The organism is Sphingomonas jeddahensis, assembly GCF_001981525.1.
Taxonomy (GTDB): Bacteria; Pseudomonadota; Alphaproteobacteria; order Sphingomonadales; family Sphingomonadaceae; genus Sphingomonas; species Sphingomonas jeddahensis.
In genome coordinates this window covers 1-15,451 of sequence record NZ_MPSB01000003.1, presented here as the reverse complement: position 1 = coordinate 15,451, position 15,451 = coordinate 1, and the positions used below count along the sequence as shown (strand labels likewise).

Genomic DNA, 15,451 nt, shown 5'->3' with positions numbered 1-15,451 from the left:
TTGCGCATAACAAACGCCGCTGATCGCCAGCGGCTCCCGGTTAATCGAACAGTCCCTCCTGGCTGCCCGCCGGCGGGTTCAGGCCGAGATGTTTCCACCCGCCGGCATTGAGGACGCGCCCGCGCGCCGTTCGCGCCACCAGGCCCAGCTGGATCAGATAGGGCTCGATCACTTCCTCGATCGTGTCGCGCGGCTCGGACAGGCCCGCCGCGAGCGTTTCCACGCCCACCGGCCCGCCGCGATAGATGTCGGCGATCATCGTCAGATAGCGGCGGTCCATCGCGTCGAGGCCGAGCCCGTCCACCTCCAGCCGGTTGAGCGCGCGGTCGGCGGCGGTCGCATCCACCTCGGTCACCCCGGCGACATTAGCGAAATCGCGCACGCGCCGCAGCAGCCGCCCGGAAATACGCGGCGTTCCGCGCGATCGGCGCGCGATCTCCGCCGCGCCATCGGGCGCGATATGCAGGTCGAGCAGCGAGGCAGCGCGCGTCACCACCCGCGTCAGTTCCTCCACCGTATAGAATTGCAGCCGGACCGGGATGCCGAAGCGATCGCGCAGCGGCGTCGTCAGCAGCCCCTGCCGCGTCGTCGCGCCCACCAGGGTGAAGCGCGGCAGGTCGATCCGCACGCTGCGCGCCGATGGCCCCTCACCGATCATCAGATCGAGCGCGCGATCTTCCATTGCGGGATAAAGCACTTCCTCGACGGCCGGCTGAAGCCGATGGATTTCGTCGATGAACAGCACGTCGCCGTCCTCGAGATTGGTCAACAGCGCGGCAAGGTCGCCCGACTTGGCGATCACCGGCCCGGACGTGGCGCGGAACCCCACCCCCATCTCGCGCGCAACGATCTGCGCCAGCGTTGTTTTGCCGAGCCCCGGTGGGCCGAAGAACAGCACATGATCCAGCGCATCGCCGCGCGACTTCGCCGCTTCGATGAACACGCGCAGATTGTCGCGCGCCGCCGCCTGCCCTACGAACTCGTCCAGCCGCTTGGGCCGCAGCGCCGCGTCGGCGTCTTCCACACGGCGCGCAGGGGTGATGAGGCGATCAGTGTCGGTCATTTCAGCGCCGATAGCGCACTTTCGATGCGGCGCCACAATGCGCTCACCGCCTCCACGCCGGGCGATATGCGCGAAGCGAACGCCCCCAGCGGCGCGCGGCGTTCGGTCATCGTTTCGAATGCGCTCGCCATCGGGATCGTCGGCCAGTCCGGGTGCTGCACCAAAGCGTCACGGTGCAGCGCGCGGCGGCGATCCACCATCGAAAAGACGGGCGCCAGCGTTACCTTGGGACCCTTTTTACGCTGCACATGCGCCGCGATCGTGTCCAGCGCGCGGCGTGAGAGGGCGGAGGGGATCACCGGTACCACCACCAGATCGGCAGCGCGCATGATCTGGTCCGATGTATCGGTCAGCCCCGGCGGGCAATCGATCACGATCCGCTCGTAATTGCGCCCCAGATCCTCGACCAGCCGCGCCAGCCGGTTCTTTTTGTCGAGCGCATGAAAAGCGACGTCCAGTTCGCGCAGCGACGCGTCCGCCGGCAGCAGATCGAGCCGCTCGATCGCGGTCGGCCGTACTAGCCGCCGCGCGTCCACCTCGCGCCGGATCGCTGCCCCCGCCTCGCGCCCCTCGGGATCATGGCCGAGGATCCAGGTGGACGCTGCCTGCCCGTCGAGATCCCACAGCAACGTGCGCCGTGACGACAAAGTCGCCGACGCCCAAGCGAGGTTCACCGCCAGCGTCGTCTTCCCCACGCCGCCTTTCAGGCTGTACACGCCGATCGTCCGCGCACTCATCAGTCGTGAATCACTCCCTCGCCGGTGATCGCCACCCAGGAATGGCGCCGATTTTCATAGACCGAGAAGGCCGGCGGCGGGAATTGCGGGTCGGCGAACGCGCCAAGCGCCACGGCGACCAGTCCGGGCTGCCGCTCCAGCACGTAGAACAAGGTCAGGCCGCAGGTGTCGCAGAAATGATGGACCGCCGCGCTGCCGCTGCTGCCGATCCGCCGCCACTGTCGCGGCGTGCCGGTCACGCTGACATGTTCGATCGGGAATCGCGCCTGCGCCGCAAAGGCGGAACCGCTGCGCCGCTGGCAATCGAGGCAATGGCATACCGAGATACGCACCGGCTCGCCCGCGCATTCGATCGCCAGCGCGCCGCAGGAACAGGCCGCCCGCCGCGTCACTTCTTCCCCGCCTTGCGCAGCGCCAGCCGGACCAGCGCATCCAGCGTGGCGCCGGCCCCGAGTTCCTCCTCCGCCGCCGTCACCGCCGACGCGGCTTCCGCCGGCCGGAAACCGAGATTGAGCAGCGCCGACGCCGCATCCGCGCTCGCTCCCACGGGCGCAGCCTGCGCCGCGGCCGCCGGCCCGAGCACGATACCCCCCGCCTTGTCCTTCAGCTCGCGCACGATGCGTTCGGCGAGCTTCGGCCCGACGCCATTGGCGCGCGCCACCATCGCCTTGTCCTGCGCCGCCACCGCTCGATTGAGCTCGGCCGGCTCCAGCGCGGAAAGGATTGCCAACGCGACCCGCGCGCCGACCCCCTGCACACCAGTGAGCAGCCGAAACCAGTCGCGCTCATCGGCGCTGGCGAAGCCGACCAGCCGCTGGAAATCCTCGCCGACCAGCAGCTCGGTATGGACGTGCACCGCTTCGCCGACCGGCCCCAGCGCCGCGAGCGTACGCGAAGAGGCGCCGACGAGATAGCCGACGCCACCTACTTCGATCACCGCGTGATCGGCGCTCGTGCTGGCGAGGATGCCCTTGAGATATGCGATCACCGATTGCTGCCCATCATGTCGCGCCGACATCTAGCGGGTACGGGAACGCGGGCCAACCGTATGCCAGCATGCCGGATTACCCCTGCACGCGCCGCATCATCCCCGCCGCGCTCGCGCGGTGATGCGCGTGGCAGATCGCCACCGCCAGCGCATCCGCCGCATCCGGTCCGGCCACCTTGGCGCCGGGCAGCAGCACCCCGATCATCGCCTGGATCTGCCGCTTCTCCGCGCCGCCGGTCCCCACCACCGCCTTCTTCACGGTGGACGGGTGATATTCGCCGATGTGGAGCCCCGCCCCCGCCGCCGCGAGCAGCACCACACCGCGTGCCTGGCCGAGCTTCAGCGTCGATTGGGCATTGGTGTTGCCAAGCACTTCCTCCGCCGCGGCACTATCCGGCCGCTCCGTGCGGATCACGTCGATCAAGGCGCTGTAGAGATTGGCCAGCCGCCGCGGCAGCGGCGCGGACGGATCGGTCCTGATCTGTCCGTTGGCGACATGCCGCAGCCGATTTCCCTCTGCCGCGATCACACCCCAGCCGGTGGTGCCGAGGCCAGGATCAAGGCCGAGGATGATCAATTCTTCCCTCCCGCTTGCGGAAGTGGTCGGGGAAGGGGCTGTCGGCAAATACGCGGGAACATTCGGAAGATGTGCCCTCCCCCCGCCCCTCCCGCAAGCGGGAGCGGAGGAGATGGTGCCCTCCCCGCAAGCAGGAGGAGGTTTAGATCACCCCAGCTTTTCCATCACCTCGTCGGAGACTTCGTAATTGCCCCAGACCTGCTGGACGTCGTCGTCATCGTCCAGCGCATCGATCAGCTTGAACAGGGTCGCCGCATCACCCTCGTCCACCGCGACCATCGTCTGCGGGCGCCAGGCGAGCTTCGCGCTCTCCGCCTCGCCGAGCACCGGCTCCAGCGCCTTGGCCACTTCGTGCAGATCGGCCTGTGCGGTCCAGATCTCGTGGCCGTCCTCGCTCGACGTCACGTCCTCGGCACCCGCCTCAAGCGCGGCCTCGAACACCTTCTCGCCGTCGCCGACGCTCGCGGGATAGTTGATCAGGCCGAGCCGGTCGAAGGCATGGCTGACCGATCCCGATGCGCCGAGGTTGCCGCCGTTCTTGCTCACTGCGGTGCGCACGTTGGTGGCGGTGCGGTTGCGGTTGTCGGTCAGCGCCTCGATGATCAGGCTGACGCCGCCCGGGCCGAAGCCTTCGTAGCGGATTTCCTCGTAATTCTCCGCGTCGCCCCGGCTCGCCTTGTCGATCGAGCGCTGGATATTGTCCTTGGGCATCGACTGCGCCTTGGCGGCGTTGACCGCCGCGCGCAGCCGCGGGTTCATGTCCGGATCGGGAAGCCCCATCTTCGCCGCGACGGTGATTTCGCGGGAAAGCTTCGAGAACATGCCCGAACGCTTCTTATCCTGCGCACCCTTGCGGTGCATGATGTTCTTGAATTTGGAATGACCTGCCATGGGCATGCGCCATAAGCTGGCGCAGGGGGCTTCATCAAGCCTTGCGCCGACTCCCGCGCATGCGGCAAACGCGCCGCCATGACGATTGCCGTGGACATGGGCGCCGACACCTCGGGCGCGCCGGTCCTGATCGACCTAGAGGAACTGCTGGCCACCCGATTGCTCGTGCAGGGCAATTCGGGTTCGGGAAAGTCGCATCTACTGCGCCGCCTGCTCGAACGCTCCGCCGGGCAGGTGCAGCAGGTGGTGATCGACCCCGAGGGCGATTTCGTGACGCTCGGGCCGACCTACGGCCATGTCGTGGTGGAGGCGACCGACTATTCCGAACGCGAGATCGCGCGAATCGCCGGCCGCTTGCGCGAGCATCGCGCCTCGGTGGTGCTGAGCCTCGAAGGGCTGGAGGCGGAGGGCCAGATGCGCTGCGCCGCGACCTTTCTGTCGGCGATGTTCGATGCGCCGCGCGAACATTGGTATCCCGCGCTGGTCGTGGTCGATGAGGCGCAGCTCTTCGCCCCGACCACCGGCGGGGAGGTGGCGGAGGACGTGCGCCGCGCCTCGCTCGCGGCGATGACCAACCTAATGTGCCGCGGGCGCAAGCGCGGCCTCGCCGGCGTGATCGCGACTCAGCGCCTCGCCAAGCTCGCCAAGAACGTCGCGGCCGAAGCCTCCAACTTCCTGATGGGCCGCACCTTCCTCGACATCGACATGGCGCGCGCGGCCGACCTGCTCGGCATGGAGCGCCGCCAGGCCGAGGCGATCCGCGATCTGCCGCGCGGCACCTTCCTGGCGCTCGGCCCGGCCGTATGCCGCCGCCCGCAGACGGTGAAGATCGGTGCGGTCGAAACTAGCGCCCGCTCGGGCAGCCCCAAGCTGACCCCACTTCCCTCCGCCCCGGCCGCGGACCTCAAGGAGCTGATCTTCGCTGAACCGGAGCCCGAGGCCGCGCCCCAGCTACCGATGGCGTTCGAGGCGCGCCCGCGCCGCGTGCCGGCGGAGGAACTGATTTCCGAGATGGCGCGTCCGGCGTCATTGCCGCCCGAGCCGGAGCGCTCAGACGAGGAAGTCACCACGATCATCGCGGACGTGCTTCGGGCGATTGTCGAAGATCCCGAATCCGCCGGTCGCCCAGCTTCCGTGCTGTTCCAGGACTTTCAGGTCCGCTGCCGGATGCAGGGTCTGTCGCGGTCAGGGGTCGAACTCGGCGATTTCACCCGCCGGCTCTCCTCGGCCCGTGCCGGCATCTTCGACACGACTGATCCCGAATGGGCGGAAGCCGTGGCGCTCGCCGGCGCATTGCCGGACGAAATGGTCGGCCCATTCCTGCTGGTCGCCAAGGCTGCCAAGGAAGGCGCCCCCTGCCCCAGCGACGCCGCACTGGCGGAAACCTACGGTACGTCGTCGCTCGGCCGGGTCCGTCGCTTGATGGGCTATATCGAAAGCCGTGAGCTAATCGTCACCCGCACCGACCTGTCCGGCAAACGCTCGATCACCATCGCGCGACTGGGGTGGACGACGGCGGCCGCGGAGGCAGCGTAGTTCTCGCGAGCCGTCGCCCGCCGACGTCCGTCATCCCGCCTTGAGCCGGGATCCAACCGTCAACGGGCATTGCGACCAATCACGTCTCGCGGCGTTCGCGGCACCTTGGATCCCGGATCTTATAAAAACGTTAGATGGCGCCTCACAGCATCCCCAAGGCCTGCATGTACGTCTCGAGGATCATCTCCTCTTCCTGGTATTCCTCGCGCTTCTTCTTGCGGATCGACATGATCTTTCGGATCGCCTTGGGGTCGTAGCCTCGGCTCTTCGCCTCCGCCATCACGTCCTTGATGTCGTCCGAAATGCCCTTCTTCTCTTCTTCCAGGCGCTCGGCGCGCTCGATCAGCAGGCGCAGTTCCTCTGCCGCCACCTGACCGCCACCCATGCCCTCGCCGCGTTCTTCAGCCATCTTGCATCCCACTTGCATCCCAAATGTGAAGCACCGCCCGGCTCATGTGTGAGGGGCGGTGCGGTTACCGGAAAATCGGTTGCGGCGGCGGCTCCTATGGGAAGCCGCCGCCTCGATCAAACCTTATTCGGCGATAGGCTTTGCCACCGCGCCCTTGTGCATCACGAAGCGTACGCGCTCGAGCTGACGCACGTCCTTCAGCGGCGAAGCGTCGACGGCGATGATGTCTGCCGCTTTGCCCGGCTCGATCGTGCCGATCGCATTGCCTTGCCCCAGCACTTCGGCCGCAGTCACCGTTGCGCTGCGGATCGCGTCTGCCGGCGTCATGCCAACCTTCTCCACCAGCAATGCGAATTCCTGCGCATTGTCGCCGTGCTTGGAAACGCCGCTGTCGGTCCCGAAGGCGAATTTGACGCCCGCCTTGTACGCCTTGCGATGACTTTCCTGCATCGCGGCCGCCGCGGCTTCGGCTTTGGGAAGCACCGCCGCCGGCAACGAACCGGCGCGCGCCTGCGCCACCGCGGCGACCGGCGCGATCTCGGTCGGGACAAGATAGGCACCCGTCCGCTTGAACGCGGCGATCGTCTCCTCGTCGATAAAGCTCCCGTGCTCGACCGTATCTACACCCGCTGCCAGCGCCGCCTTGGTACCTTCCGCCGCGTGGCTGTGCGCGGCGACCTTGCGGCCGAGATTATGTGCGGTGTCGACGATTGCCTTCATTTCCTCCGGCGTGAAGGCACGGCCGAGCCCGCCCGACACGTTGGACAGCACGCCGCCGGTCGCGGTGATCTTGATCACCTGCGCACCCAGACCGACTTGCCGGCGCGTCGCGCGGACGCAATCTGCCGGGCCGTCGCAGGTATTCTCGACCGTTTCCTTCACCGCATGGGCGAACGGTTCCGCGATCCCGTTGAGCGGGTCGCCATGGCCGCCAGTTACCGAAATCGCCGTCCCGGCATTGACGATCGTCGGCCCATCGACATCGCCGCGATCCACCGCATCGCGTAACGCGCGGATGCTGCGGGGCTCGCCGCCCAGGTCCCGCACGGTGGTGAAGCCGGCGTGCAGCGTGGCCCTGGCATTGCCGGCGCCGTAGAGCACGTTATCGGCCCCCTCGATGTTGAGCGCGGACAATCTCGCGCGCATCGGATCGCCGCCGATCCCCAGCAGATGGACATGAAGGTCGATCAGCCCCGGCAGCACGAACTTGTCGTTGAGCGCCACCAGTTTGGCGCCCGCCTCTGCCGGCACGAAGCCGTTCCGCACCTCGGCGATCTTGTCGTCGCGCACGATAATGGTGCTGTTGCCGCGCGGGGCCTGACCGGGACGATCGAGCAGCGCGCCGGCATGGATGTAGGTGACCTTCGATGCCGGCGCGGTCTGCGCCACGACGGGCATTGCAGCCCCCATCAACAATGCGGCCGCGATCGTTTTTCTCATTCCCTACCCCCGTTCGCGCTGAACTTGTCGAAGCGCTGCCCTTGTTCTTGGAGATGGGTAGAAGAAAGAGCGGGGCATCGACAAGGTCAGCCCGAACGAGATGGACCGTCACGCATTCTTCGCGACACTCTCCGCCATCCGGCGCAGCTGCTCGGGCGTCGCCTCGTTCTGGTGCATCGCCTTCCACTCGCCATAAGGCATGCCGTAGATCGCCTCGCGCGCCGTCTCCTTCGGCAGGCCGCCCGCCTCGCCGACCCAGTCCGACAGGCAGTTGCGGCAGAAGCCCGCCAGCCCCATCAGATCGATATTCTCCGCATCGCTGCGGTGGCGCAGATGGTGCACCAGCCGGCGAAAGGCGGCGGCGGCCGTTGCGTCGTCGATCGTGTCGATCGGGTCCATCATCGTCTCCAAGGTTGATCCGTGCGAGATAGCGGCTAGGGGGTCGCGCGGCAAAGCGAGGAAACCGATTACATGACACGAGCGATCACCCCCCGCAGCCGCAAGGTGCGCGTGCTCGCGACCCTTGGGCCCGCAAGCAACACGCCGGAGATGATCGCCAAGCTGTTCGAGGCCGGCGCCGACGCCTTCCGCATCAACATGAGTCATGGCGATCAGGCGTCCAAGGTGGACGTGATCAAGGCGATCCGCGCGCTGGAAAAGCAGTTCGGCCGCCCGACGACGATTCTTGCCGATCTTCAGGGTCCCAAGCTGCGCGTCGGCCGCTTCTCCGAAGGCCGCATCGAACTGGCGCATGGCTCCACCTTCGTGCTCGACCGCGATCCCACGCCCGGTGACGCGACTCGCGTGGAACTGCCGCACCGCGAGATCTTCGAGGCGATCGAGCCGGGTGCACGCCTGCTGCTCGACGATGGCAAGCTGGTGTTGCGCGTCTTGGAGCATGAGCACGACCGCATCGTCACCCATGTCGAGGTCGGCGGCCCGCTCAGCAACAACAAGGGCCTGAACGTTCCCGACGTGGTGCTGCCGATGGCCGCGCTGACCGACAAGGATCGATCGGACCTCGCCTTTGCCACCGAGGAAGGCGTCGACTGGATCGCCTTGTCGTTCGTGCAGCGCCCAGAGGACCTCGCCGAGGCCCGCAAGCTGATCGCCGGCCGTGCCGCGCTGCTCGCCAAGGTCGAGAAGCCCGCTGCCATCGAACGGCTCGAGGAGATCGTCGAGATGTGCGACGGCGTGATGGTCGCCCGCGGCGATCTTGGCGTCGAGCTGCCGCCCGAAACCGTGCCGCCGCTCCAGAAGCGGATCGTCGAGACTGCGCGCCGCCTCGGCCGCCCGGTGGTGGTGGCAACGCAGATGCTCGAATCGATGATCACCTCGCCCTCCCCGACCCGCGCCGAGGTGTCGGACGTCGCGACCGCGATCTACGACGGCGCCGACGCGATCATGCTGTCGGCTGAGAGCGCGGCGGGCGCCTGGCCGGTTGAATCAGTCGCGATGATGAACGCCATCGGCAATTCGGTTGAGCGCGATCCCATGCACGGCGATCGCGTACGCTTCACCGTTACGCGCCCTGATCCAACCACCGCCGACGCGCTGGCGGAGGCGGCAAAGAACATCGCAGCGACGATCTCGGCCAAGGCGATCGTGTGTTTCACCACATCGGGGTCGACGGCACGGCGCATCGCGCGTGAACGGCCGTCGGTGCCGCTGCTGGTGCTGACCCCCAATCACGATACGGCGCGGCGCCTCGGCCTGCTATGGGGCACCCACGCAGTTCACACCCGCGACGTCGACTCGTTTGAGGAAATGGTCGCCAAGGCCAAGCGCATGGCGCTGCGCCACAACATGGTGCAGGCCGGCGACCGGGTGATCATCATGGCCGGCATCCCCTTCCGCACGCCCGGCGCCACCAACGTACTCCATGTCGTCAGCATTCTCGGCGACGAGTTGAAGAACTACGGCTGATAGGGGAGCGGGTGTCCGGCGAGCTTGCTGTCGCGCGTCAGCAACCGGGCGCCCAGAACGCCGGCATGAACAAGCAGCATCTCGTCGAAAGGATCTCCATGCGCCAGCGCTGGCACAAGCTCGGCAGCGCATACCTTCGGCGACAAGGGTGCGAGGGCAATTCCGTTCGAGGTCGCGAAGGCAAGTAACGACGCAGGCGTTACTTGCCAAACCCCGCCTGGGCCTGCGCGCAGCCAGCCACTTGGCGCGAACTTCCCAGATCGAGATCGTCGACACCGGCAAATCGGCCACCGGCGCGGCAACCGCGGCGCGGTTGGAGAGCGTCGGCGCCCCGGGCTCCAAAATGAGCCAGATGATGATGTGCGTGTCGAGCAGCAGTCTCATCGTTCGTTAGGGGAAATCGCCGAATCGCTCATGCCTTCGATCTCAATCGAATCAATATCGCGGAACCACTCCTCCGCGCTGCCATCGCCCACCCGCGCCTTGTCGAAACAATTTGCACGACGCCACTCTTCAAGCCGTTCCCAGGAAAACTAATTCTTGCGGACGGCGGGTGGGCCGAGCTCTGCCACCGGCTTGCCATTTTTGGTGATCGTCACCCGTTCTCCGCGCCCGGCAGCGGCGAGAGGATGGGCGAATTGTGCGCGGGCCTTGCGAACGGACATTTCCATGGCGGGCTCCCATTCAACGCATCTTGTGTACGCAATGTACACGCCGGAACGCCGCTATTCGAGCAGTCCGAATCGCTCCAGATCCTCGCGCAGAGTAACGACATCGGTGAACGGCACCGCATGCATTCCTACTGCCTTGGCGCCATCGACGTTGTCCTGCCGGTCGTCGACGAACAACGCCTCGTGCGGTGCCAGCGCGAACCGCTCCAGCGCCAGCCGGTAGATCGCAGCATCCGGCTTCACGAGCTTCTCTGCGCCCGACAGCACGATGTCGCGGAAATGGCCGAACATCGCCGCTTCCTGTTCGCGGAAGGGCGTGAAGAACTCATCGCTGAAATTGGTGATCGCGAACAGCGGCACGCCGGCCGAGTCCAACTCGGCGACCAGCTCCGGCATGCCCTCGATCGGCCCCGGGATCTGTTCCGAGAAGCGCGGTCCCCACTGCGCGATCAGATGCGCCTGGTCCGGAAAGCGCGCGCAAAGCTCCGCCGATGTCTCTGCGAAGGGACGACCGGCGTCATGCTGAAAATGCCACTCTCTCGAGCAGACATCACGCAGGAATACGTCCAGCGCCCCATCGTCATCGATGAGGCGCCGGTAAAGAACCCTGGGGTCCCAATCGTAGAGGACGTTGCCGATGTCGAAGACAACGGCAATCGGCCGCTTCAAGATCAGCCCTGGCGGGCCTTGAAGCGACGGTTCGTCTTGTTGATGACATAGGTCCGGCCGCGACGACGGATGACGCGGTTGTCGCGGTGGCGGTCCTTGAGCGACTTCAGGCTGTTGCGGATCTTCATGGCGGATTCGCTTCTATCAATAGGCGTGTCTGGAAAGCGTGGCCGCCTAGTGGTTGCCCTCTTGCAAGTCAAGCCGGAGCCGGCGAGTGGGGAGTGCGTTATAGCGCCGTAACGAACAGGGAGAACGGGAATGCGCAGCGTGTTGATCGTCATCGGCATGGCCGCCGCACTCGCCGGCTGCGCCACGGGGCCATCGCGCTTCCCGGTTCAGACCACCCGCTTCCACTTCAACGCCATGGCGGATCGCGGCACGATCGCGGTGGAGCCGCTCACTGGAAGCGGCACCGCAAGCCTTGAATACAAAACCTATGCCGCAGCGGTGCAATCCGAGCTGCTGCGCCTCGGATATACTAGCCCGGCGCCGGGCGCGACGGCGCAATTCCTCGCCACCGTCTCCTTCAGCCGAACCGCACGCCCGCTGCCGCCGCGCCGTTCGCCGGTGTCGATCGGCCTTGGTGGTGGCGGGATCAGCGGCGGACGCGGCGGCGGCGTAGGGCTTGGCGGTGGCGTAAGCTTCCCGATCGGTGGCGCAGGTGCGGGCGACGGGATCGTGACCGAACTTTCCGTGCGTATCCGGCAGGGCGCTGACGCGGTGTGGGAGGGGCAGGCGCAATCTTTGACGGATGCAGCGGCGCCGGATGCAAACGCCGCCGCGATCGCCACCCGGCTCGCGCGCGCCCTGTTCACCGGCTTCCCCGGTGAAAGCGGGCGCACTATCGAGGTGCAATGACCCTCAGCATCAACGCCGCGTTCGACAGCGGCAACATCCGTCTCATCACCATTGATGGAAACCGCCTCGATCTGGAGATCGTGAAGGATCACCAATCCGATTTCTATCAATGGTTCTACTTCCGCGTCGCTGGCGCGGAGGGGCGCCCACTGACGTTCCGGATCCTCAATGCCGGCGGCTCAGCCTATCCTTTCGGCTGGCCTGGCTACAAGACACGCGCCTCGACCGACCGGAAGACGTGGCGCACCGTGGAGACGCGTTACGCGGACGGCGTGCTTGAGTTCGATTGGAGCGGCGATGCACCCGTGTGGTTCGCCTATTTCGCCCCCTATACGATGGAGCAGCATGCGGATCTGATCGCGCGCATCGCCGCCCGCCCCGGCGTGACTCATCGCGAACTCGGCACCACGCTCGACGGTCAGCCGATCGATTACCTCCGTATCGGCGACGGCCCCAAGCCGGTGTGGCTCTACGCCCGCCAGCATCCCGGCGAATCGATGGCCGAGCATTGGATGGAAGGCGCGCTCGACTGGCTGACCAGCCCGGCCGCCGCGCCGCTGCTCGCGGCCGCCACCGTCCACGTCGTCCCCAACATGAACCCGGACGGCTCTCGTCGCGGCCATTTGCGCACCAATGCCGCGGGCGTGAACCTCAACCGTGAATGGCATTCGCCGACGCCCGAGCGCAGCCCTGAAGTGCTGTGCGTCCTGAAGGCGATGGACGAAACCGGCGTTACCTTTGCGATGGACGTGCACGGCGACGAGGCGATCGCCGCGAACTTCATTGCCGGTTTCGAGGGCGTCCCCTCCTGGCGCGACGAGCGCGGCGCGCTTTTCTACGAGTTCGGCCGGCGCCTCGCCGCGCATACGCCCGATTTCCAGACCGAGCTCGGCTACGAGCGCACGCAGCCCGGCCGCGCGAACCTTTCCATGTCCACCAACCAGCTTGCCGAGCGCTTCGGCGCGGTCTCGGTAACGCTGGAGATGCCGTTCAAGGATCACGACGCCAATCCCGATCCCGAGCACGCCTGGTCGCCCGAGCGCTCCGCCAAGCTCGGCGTCTCCTGCCTTGAAGTGCTCGCCGAGATGATCGGCGACATTTAATGGAGCTGCGGGAGGGTGGCCTCGACGATCCTCGGGTGGTGGCGCTGATCGCCCACCACCAGACGGAGGCACGCGCCACGACCCCGCCGGACAATGCCCATGCCATGGCGCCGAGGCGCTGCGCCACCCCGACATCACCGTCTGGACAACGTGGGAGGGCGAGGCACTGCTTGGCGTCGCCGCATTGCGCCAGCTCTCGCCCGATCACGGCGAGATCAAATCGATGCGCACCGCGCCCGGCAATCTCCGACCGGGCGTGGCCCGCGCGCTCCTCGCGCACCTCCTCGCGCTGGCCCGTGCCCGCGGCTACACGCGGGTCAGCCTGGAAACGGGCACCGCGCCGATGTTCGCCGCCGCCAACCGTTTGTACGAGGCCGCCGGCTTCATCGACGGCCCCGTATTTGGTGGCTATCCCGAAAGCCCGCACAACCGCTTCATGACATTGGCGCTCCGGTAACCGGTCTTTCCACGGCAAGCTGGCAGCAATAGCTTCGGGTGCTTGAGGGGCGATTCGGGAGAGACGCATGACTGAACCTACCCCGCGCGACCGCGCCGTCCGGCTCTATGACGCATTCACGCATGAACACCGCGACCGGCGCACGCTGTTGCGTGAGATGACCGCGCTTGCCGGTTCAACAGTGGCGGCCGAAGCGCTAATTGCCGGCATCGCCGCCTCACCCGCCGCCGCCGCCGCAATCGTCGATCCCGCCGACAAGCGCCTCGACGTCGCCATGCGGACCGGGACGGAAGCCGGCGCCCCCGCACGCGCATATTTCGCCGAACTCAAGGACAAGGCGACACGCGGCACGGTGCTGGTGATCCATGAAAACCGCGGGCTCACGCCGCACATCCAGGACGTTGCACGGCGCGTCGCGCTCGCCGGCTTCCTCGCCATCGCGCCGGATCTGCTCGCCCCGCAGGGCGGTACGCCAGCGGACGAGGACAAGGCGCGTGATATGATCGGCAGCGCCGATTACGACCTTGCGCTGGCGCAGGCTCGCGCGTTCGCCCAACAGGCGCGCGCGCTGCCCGGCTCGAGCGGGAAGGTCGGGATCGTTGGTTTCTGCTGGGGCGGCGCGTTCGTGAACCGCATGGCGCTGGCGGGCGGCATCGACGCGGGCGTGAGTTACTACGGCCCCGCGCCAGACCCCGCGGAAGTCGCCAACGTCCGCGCGCCCCTGATGCTTCACTATGCCGAACGGGATGCGCGAGTCGCACAAACCGGCGACCCATGGGTCGCGGCGCTGAAGACAGCGAACAAGCCAGTGGAAGCCTTCACCTATCCCGACGTCGACCACGCCTTCAACAACGACACGTCAGCCGCACGCTACAACAAGGCCGCGGCCGATCTCGCCTGGGGTCGGACGATCGCCTTCCTTCATCGCCACCTTGACGGCTAAGTCGATATCGTTCCTATTTCGTTCGCACCGAACCCACGCGGAGGAAAACAATGAGCGATCTGGTCTTCTACACCAATCCCATGTCGCGCGGACGCATCGCCCGTTGGATGCTGGAGGAAGTGGGCGAGCCGTATGACGTTCGGCTGGTCGACTGGGTGAACAAGCCTGACGATTTCCTGGCGGCCAATCCGATGGCCAAGGTGCCCACCATCATCCACAAGGGCCGCGTGGTCACCGAATGCGCGGCGATCATCGCCTATCTCGCCGACACCTTCCCCAATGCCGCGCTTGCCCCGACCGATCGGGAGCGCGCCGATTACTACCGATGGATGTTCTTCGCCGCGGGTCCGCTCGAGGCGGCGACCACCAACCGCTCGCTCGGGGTCGTACCGACCGAGGAGCAGCAGGGCATGGTTGGCTATGGTACGCTCGATCGCGTGGTGGAGGCGTTGAAGCAGGCGGTCACCACCCACAGCTTCATAGCCGGCGATCGCTTCACAGCCGCCGACGTCTATGTCGGCAGCCATATCGGCTGGGGCTTGCAGTTCGGCTCCCTTCCCAAGTGCGGCGAATTCGACACCTATCTCGCCCGCATCAATGATCGGCCGGCCGCCGTTCGTGCACGCGAGCTGGACGACGCCTTGATCGCGGCTGCGGGGTGATCGTTGTCCTCCTTCGGCGGGGGAGTTCAAGACGGTGCGCACCGGCAGTCGAGCCCACCCCTGTGACGCCGCCGTCATGCTGACGTTGTTCCCGCGTCATGCCGCCACCCGCAACGACGAGCAGGTCGCAGGGCGGACCTGATCAAGTTCGCGGCGACAGCAAGGGTTCGGACACGCTCGTCGCCGATACCGGCCCGGCGCTGGCAAGATCCATAATCGCCAAGGGCACCGTAGAGGCGCGATGGCCGAGCACTGGATCACGCCCGCGGGTTGACGGTACGTGCAGCCCACCGCCCAGACAGCAGCCGTTCACCGCCCTCATGCGTTATCTCTGCCATGGCCTACGCCCAGACGTACCGCCCGCGCTGGACGCGCGAGCGCCTGCTCGCCGCAGGCGCCGCGATTCTCGTACAAGCGGCACTGGTCTATGCCCTGGTCGCCGGTCTCGCCGTTCACTTTCCGCAAGCAGTGGAGGATAGCCTGAAGCTCTTCACCGCCCAGCCCGCTCCGCCTCCCCCACC

Annotated in this window: 20 protein-coding genes and 1 pseudogene; 9 read left to right on the top strand and 12 right to left on the bottom strand. The window is 66.7% G+C overall.

What is annotated here, in order from left to right; genetic code table 11:
• Nucleotides 1–40 precede the first annotated feature (40 nt).
• The 6 genes from ruvB to SPHI_RS04050 form a co-directional block, all read right to left on the bottom strand.
• Nucleotides 41–1,063, bottom strand: a complete 1,023-nt coding sequence (gene ruvB / locus SPHI_RS04075) for a Holliday junction branch migration DNA helicase RuvB (RefSeq protein ID WP_076743629.1) — start codon at nucleotides 1,061–1,063, stop codon at nucleotides 41–43.
• Entirely contained in the window at nucleotides 1,060–1,800 is a 741-nt protein-coding gene (locus SPHI_RS04070) for a ParA family protein (protein ID WP_076743628.1), read from the bottom strand. The genes ruvB and SPHI_RS04070 overlap by 4 nt, the downstream gene beginning before the upstream one ends.
• Entirely contained in the window at nucleotides 1,800–2,192 is a 393-nt protein-coding gene (locus tag SPHI_RS04065) for a GFA family protein (RefSeq protein WP_076743627.1), read from the bottom strand. The genes SPHI_RS04070 and SPHI_RS04065 overlap by 1 nt, the downstream gene beginning before the upstream one ends.
• A complete protein-coding gene (gene ruvA / locus SPHI_RS04060) occupies nucleotides 2,189–2,788 on the bottom strand; it encodes a Holliday junction branch migration protein RuvA (RefSeq protein ID WP_076743927.1) in 600 nt (199 codons plus the stop codon). Before ruvA ends, SPHI_RS04065 begins: the two co-directional genes overlap by 4 nt.
• Before the next feature lie 76 nt (nucleotides 2,789–2,864).
• Nucleotides 2,865–3,365 carry a crossover junction endodeoxyribonuclease RuvC gene (ruvC, locus tag SPHI_RS04055; RefSeq protein ID WP_076743626.1) on the bottom strand — a complete coding sequence of 167 codons (501 nt, stop codon included), beginning with the start codon at nucleotides 3,363–3,365 and terminating at the stop codon, nucleotides 2,865–2,867.
• A gap of 147 nt (nucleotides 3,366–3,512) precedes the next feature.
• Nucleotides 3,513–4,256 carry a YebC/PmpR family DNA-binding transcriptional regulator gene (locus SPHI_RS04050; protein WP_076743625.1) on the bottom strand — a complete coding sequence of 248 codons (744 nt, stop codon included), beginning with the start codon at nucleotides 4,254–4,256 and terminating at the stop codon, nucleotides 3,513–3,515.
• A gap of 78 nt (nucleotides 4,257–4,334) precedes the next feature.
• Between SPHI_RS04050 and SPHI_RS04045 the strand changes: the two genes are divergently transcribed.
• Nucleotides 4,335–5,792: an ATP-binding protein gene (locus tag SPHI_RS04045; protein ID WP_076743624.1), complete on the top strand. Its 1,458-nt coding sequence runs from the start codon at nucleotides 4,335–4,337 to the stop codon at nucleotides 5,790–5,792.
• A gap of 142 nt (nucleotides 5,793–5,934) precedes the next feature.
• On the opposite strand, the gene SPHI_RS04040 is transcribed toward SPHI_RS04045, so the two are convergent.
• From SPHI_RS04040 to SPHI_RS04030, 3 genes are all read right to left on the bottom strand, one after another.
• Nucleotides 5,935–6,201 (bottom strand): DUF2312 domain-containing protein, encoded by a 267-nt coding sequence (locus tag SPHI_RS04040; RefSeq protein ID WP_076743623.1) that lies wholly within the window; start codon nucleotides 6,199–6,201, stop codon nucleotides 5,935–5,937.
• A gap of 123 nt (nucleotides 6,202–6,324) precedes the next feature.
• Nucleotides 6,325–7,641, bottom strand: a complete 1,317-nt coding sequence (locus tag SPHI_RS04035) for a metal-dependent hydrolase family protein (RefSeq protein ID WP_076743622.1) — start codon at nucleotides 7,639–7,641, stop codon at nucleotides 6,325–6,327.
• A 108-nt stretch (nucleotides 7,642–7,749) separates the two neighbouring features.
• Nucleotides 7,750–8,040: a DUF1244 domain-containing protein gene (locus SPHI_RS04030; protein WP_076743621.1), complete on the bottom strand. Its 291-nt coding sequence runs from the start codon at nucleotides 8,038–8,040 to the stop codon at nucleotides 7,750–7,752.
• A 72-nt stretch (nucleotides 8,041–8,112) separates the two neighbouring features.
• Here SPHI_RS04030 and pyk point away from each other — a divergent pair, with 72 nt between their 5' ends.
• Nucleotides 8,113–9,567 carry a pyruvate kinase gene (gene pyk, locus SPHI_RS04025; RefSeq protein WP_076743620.1) on the top strand — a complete coding sequence of 485 codons (1,455 nt, stop codon included), beginning with the start codon at nucleotides 8,113–8,115 and terminating at the stop codon, nucleotides 9,565–9,567.
• Between the two features lie 241 nt (nucleotides 9,568–9,808).
• Entirely contained in the window at nucleotides 9,809–9,961 is a 153-nt protein-coding gene (locus SPHI_RS15225) for a hypothetical protein (RefSeq protein ID WP_233130670.1), read from the top strand.
• Between the two features lie 139 nt (nucleotides 9,962–10,100).
• Here the strand turns inward: SPHI_RS15225 and SPHI_RS04020 are convergent, their stop codons facing one another.
• From SPHI_RS04020 to ykgO, 3 genes are read right to left on the bottom strand one after another with little or no spacing between them, the layout of a single operon-like run.
• On the bottom strand, nucleotides 10,101–10,238 hold the full coding sequence (locus tag SPHI_RS04020) for a type II toxin-antitoxin system Phd/YefM family antitoxin (RefSeq protein WP_083719765.1): 138 nt from the start codon (nucleotides 10,236–10,238) through the stop codon (nucleotides 10,101–10,103).
• A gap of 54 nt (nucleotides 10,239–10,292) precedes the next feature.
• Complete coding sequence (locus SPHI_RS04015; RefSeq protein ID WP_408640475.1) at nucleotides 10,293–10,910, bottom strand: HAD family hydrolase; 618 nt, start codon at nucleotides 10,908–10,910, stop codon at nucleotides 10,293–10,295.
• Nucleotides 10,910–11,035: a type B 50S ribosomal protein L36 gene (ykgO, locus tag SPHI_RS04010; RefSeq protein ID WP_003046794.1), complete on the bottom strand. Its 126-nt coding sequence runs from the start codon at nucleotides 11,033–11,035 to the stop codon at nucleotides 10,910–10,912. Before ykgO ends, SPHI_RS04015 begins: the two co-directional genes overlap by 1 nt.
• A gap of 130 nt (nucleotides 11,036–11,165) precedes the next feature.
• On the opposite strand from ykgO, the gene SPHI_RS04005 reads away from it, so the two are divergent.
• The 6 genes and pseudogenes from SPHI_RS04005 to SPHI_RS03980 all read left to right on the top strand — a co-directional run.
• Nucleotides 11,166–11,765, top strand: coding sequence for a DUF4136 domain-containing protein (locus SPHI_RS04005; protein ID WP_076743618.1), 600 nt, complete (start codon nucleotides 11,166–11,168; stop codon nucleotides 11,763–11,765).
• A complete protein-coding gene (locus tag SPHI_RS04000; RefSeq protein WP_076743617.1) occupies nucleotides 11,762–12,868 on the top strand; it encodes a M14 family metallopeptidase in 1,107 nt (368 codons plus the stop codon). The genes SPHI_RS04005 and SPHI_RS04000 overlap by 4 nt, the downstream gene beginning before the upstream one ends.
• A gap of 118 nt (nucleotides 12,869–12,986) precedes the next feature.
• Complete coding sequence (locus SPHI_RS03995; protein ID WP_144036150.1) at nucleotides 12,987–13,325, top strand: GNAT family N-acetyltransferase; 339 nt, start codon at nucleotides 12,987–12,989, stop codon at nucleotides 13,323–13,325.
• A gap of 67 nt (nucleotides 13,326–13,392) precedes the next feature.
• Nucleotides 13,393–14,268 (top strand): dienelactone hydrolase family protein, encoded by an 876-nt coding sequence (locus SPHI_RS03990; RefSeq protein WP_076743616.1) that lies wholly within the window; start codon nucleotides 13,393–13,395, stop codon nucleotides 14,266–14,268.
• A 50-nt stretch (nucleotides 14,269–14,318) separates the two neighbouring features.
• Nucleotides 14,319–14,930, top strand: a complete 612-nt coding sequence (locus tag SPHI_RS03985; RefSeq protein ID WP_076743615.1) for a glutathione S-transferase family protein — start codon at nucleotides 14,319–14,321, stop codon at nucleotides 14,928–14,930.
• Nucleotides 14,931–15,266: 336 nt separating this feature from the next.
• Nucleotides 15,267–15,451 (top strand): annotated as a pseudogene (locus SPHI_RS03980) (hypothetical protein); the annotation flags it as partial.

What these genes read in the sequence shown, in the direction of transcription:
- ruvB (WP_076743629.1), bottom strand. Translation starts at nt 1,063, where the DNA reads ATGACCGACACTGATCGCCTCATCACCCCTGCGCGCCGTGTGGAAGAC.
- SPHI_RS04070 (WP_076743628.1), bottom strand. Translation starts at nt 1,800, where the DNA reads ATGAGTGCGCGGACGATCGGCGTGTACAGCCTGAAAGGCGGCGTGGGG.
- SPHI_RS04050 (WP_076743625.1), bottom strand. Translation starts at nt 4,256, where the DNA reads ATGGCAGGTCATTCCAAATTCAAGAACATCATGCACCGCAAGGGTGCG.
- SPHI_RS04045 (WP_076743624.1), top strand. Translation starts at nt 4,335, where the DNA reads ATGACGATTGCCGTGGACATGGGCGCCGACACCTCGGGCGCGCCGGTC.
- SPHI_RS04040 (WP_076743623.1), bottom strand. Translation starts at nt 6,201, where the DNA reads ATGGCTGAAGAACGCGGCGAGGGCATGGGTGGCGGTCAGGTGGCGGCA.
- SPHI_RS04035 (WP_076743622.1), bottom strand. Translation starts at nt 7,641, where the DNA reads ATGAGAAAAACGATCGCGGCCGCATTGTTGATGGGGGCTGCAATGCCC.
- SPHI_RS04030 (WP_076743621.1), bottom strand. Translation starts at nt 8,040, where the DNA reads ATGGACCCGATCGACACGATCGACGACGCAACGGCCGCCGCCGCCTTT.
- pyk (WP_076743620.1), top strand. Translation starts at nt 8,113, where the DNA reads ATGACACGAGCGATCACCCCCCGCAGCCGCAAGGTGCGCGTGCTCGCG.
- SPHI_RS04020 (WP_083719765.1), bottom strand. Translation starts at nt 10,238, where the DNA reads ATGGAAATGTCCGTTCGCAAGGCCCGCGCACAATTCGCCCATCCTCTC.
- ykgO (WP_003046794.1), bottom strand. Translation starts at nt 11,035, where the DNA reads ATGAAGATCCGCAACAGCCTGAAGTCGCTCAAGGACCGCCACCGCGAC.
- SPHI_RS04005 (WP_076743618.1), top strand. Translation starts at nt 11,166, where the DNA reads ATGCGCAGCGTGTTGATCGTCATCGGCATGGCCGCCGCACTCGCCGGC.
- SPHI_RS04000 (WP_076743617.1), top strand. Translation starts at nt 11,762, where the DNA reads ATGACCCTCAGCATCAACGCCGCGTTCGACAGCGGCAACATCCGTCTC.
- SPHI_RS03990 (WP_076743616.1), top strand. Translation starts at nt 13,393, where the DNA reads ATGACTGAACCTACCCCGCGCGACCGCGCCGTCCGGCTCTATGACGCA.
- SPHI_RS03985 (WP_076743615.1), top strand. Translation starts at nt 14,319, where the DNA reads ATGAGCGATCTGGTCTTCTACACCAATCCCATGTCGCGCGGACGCATC.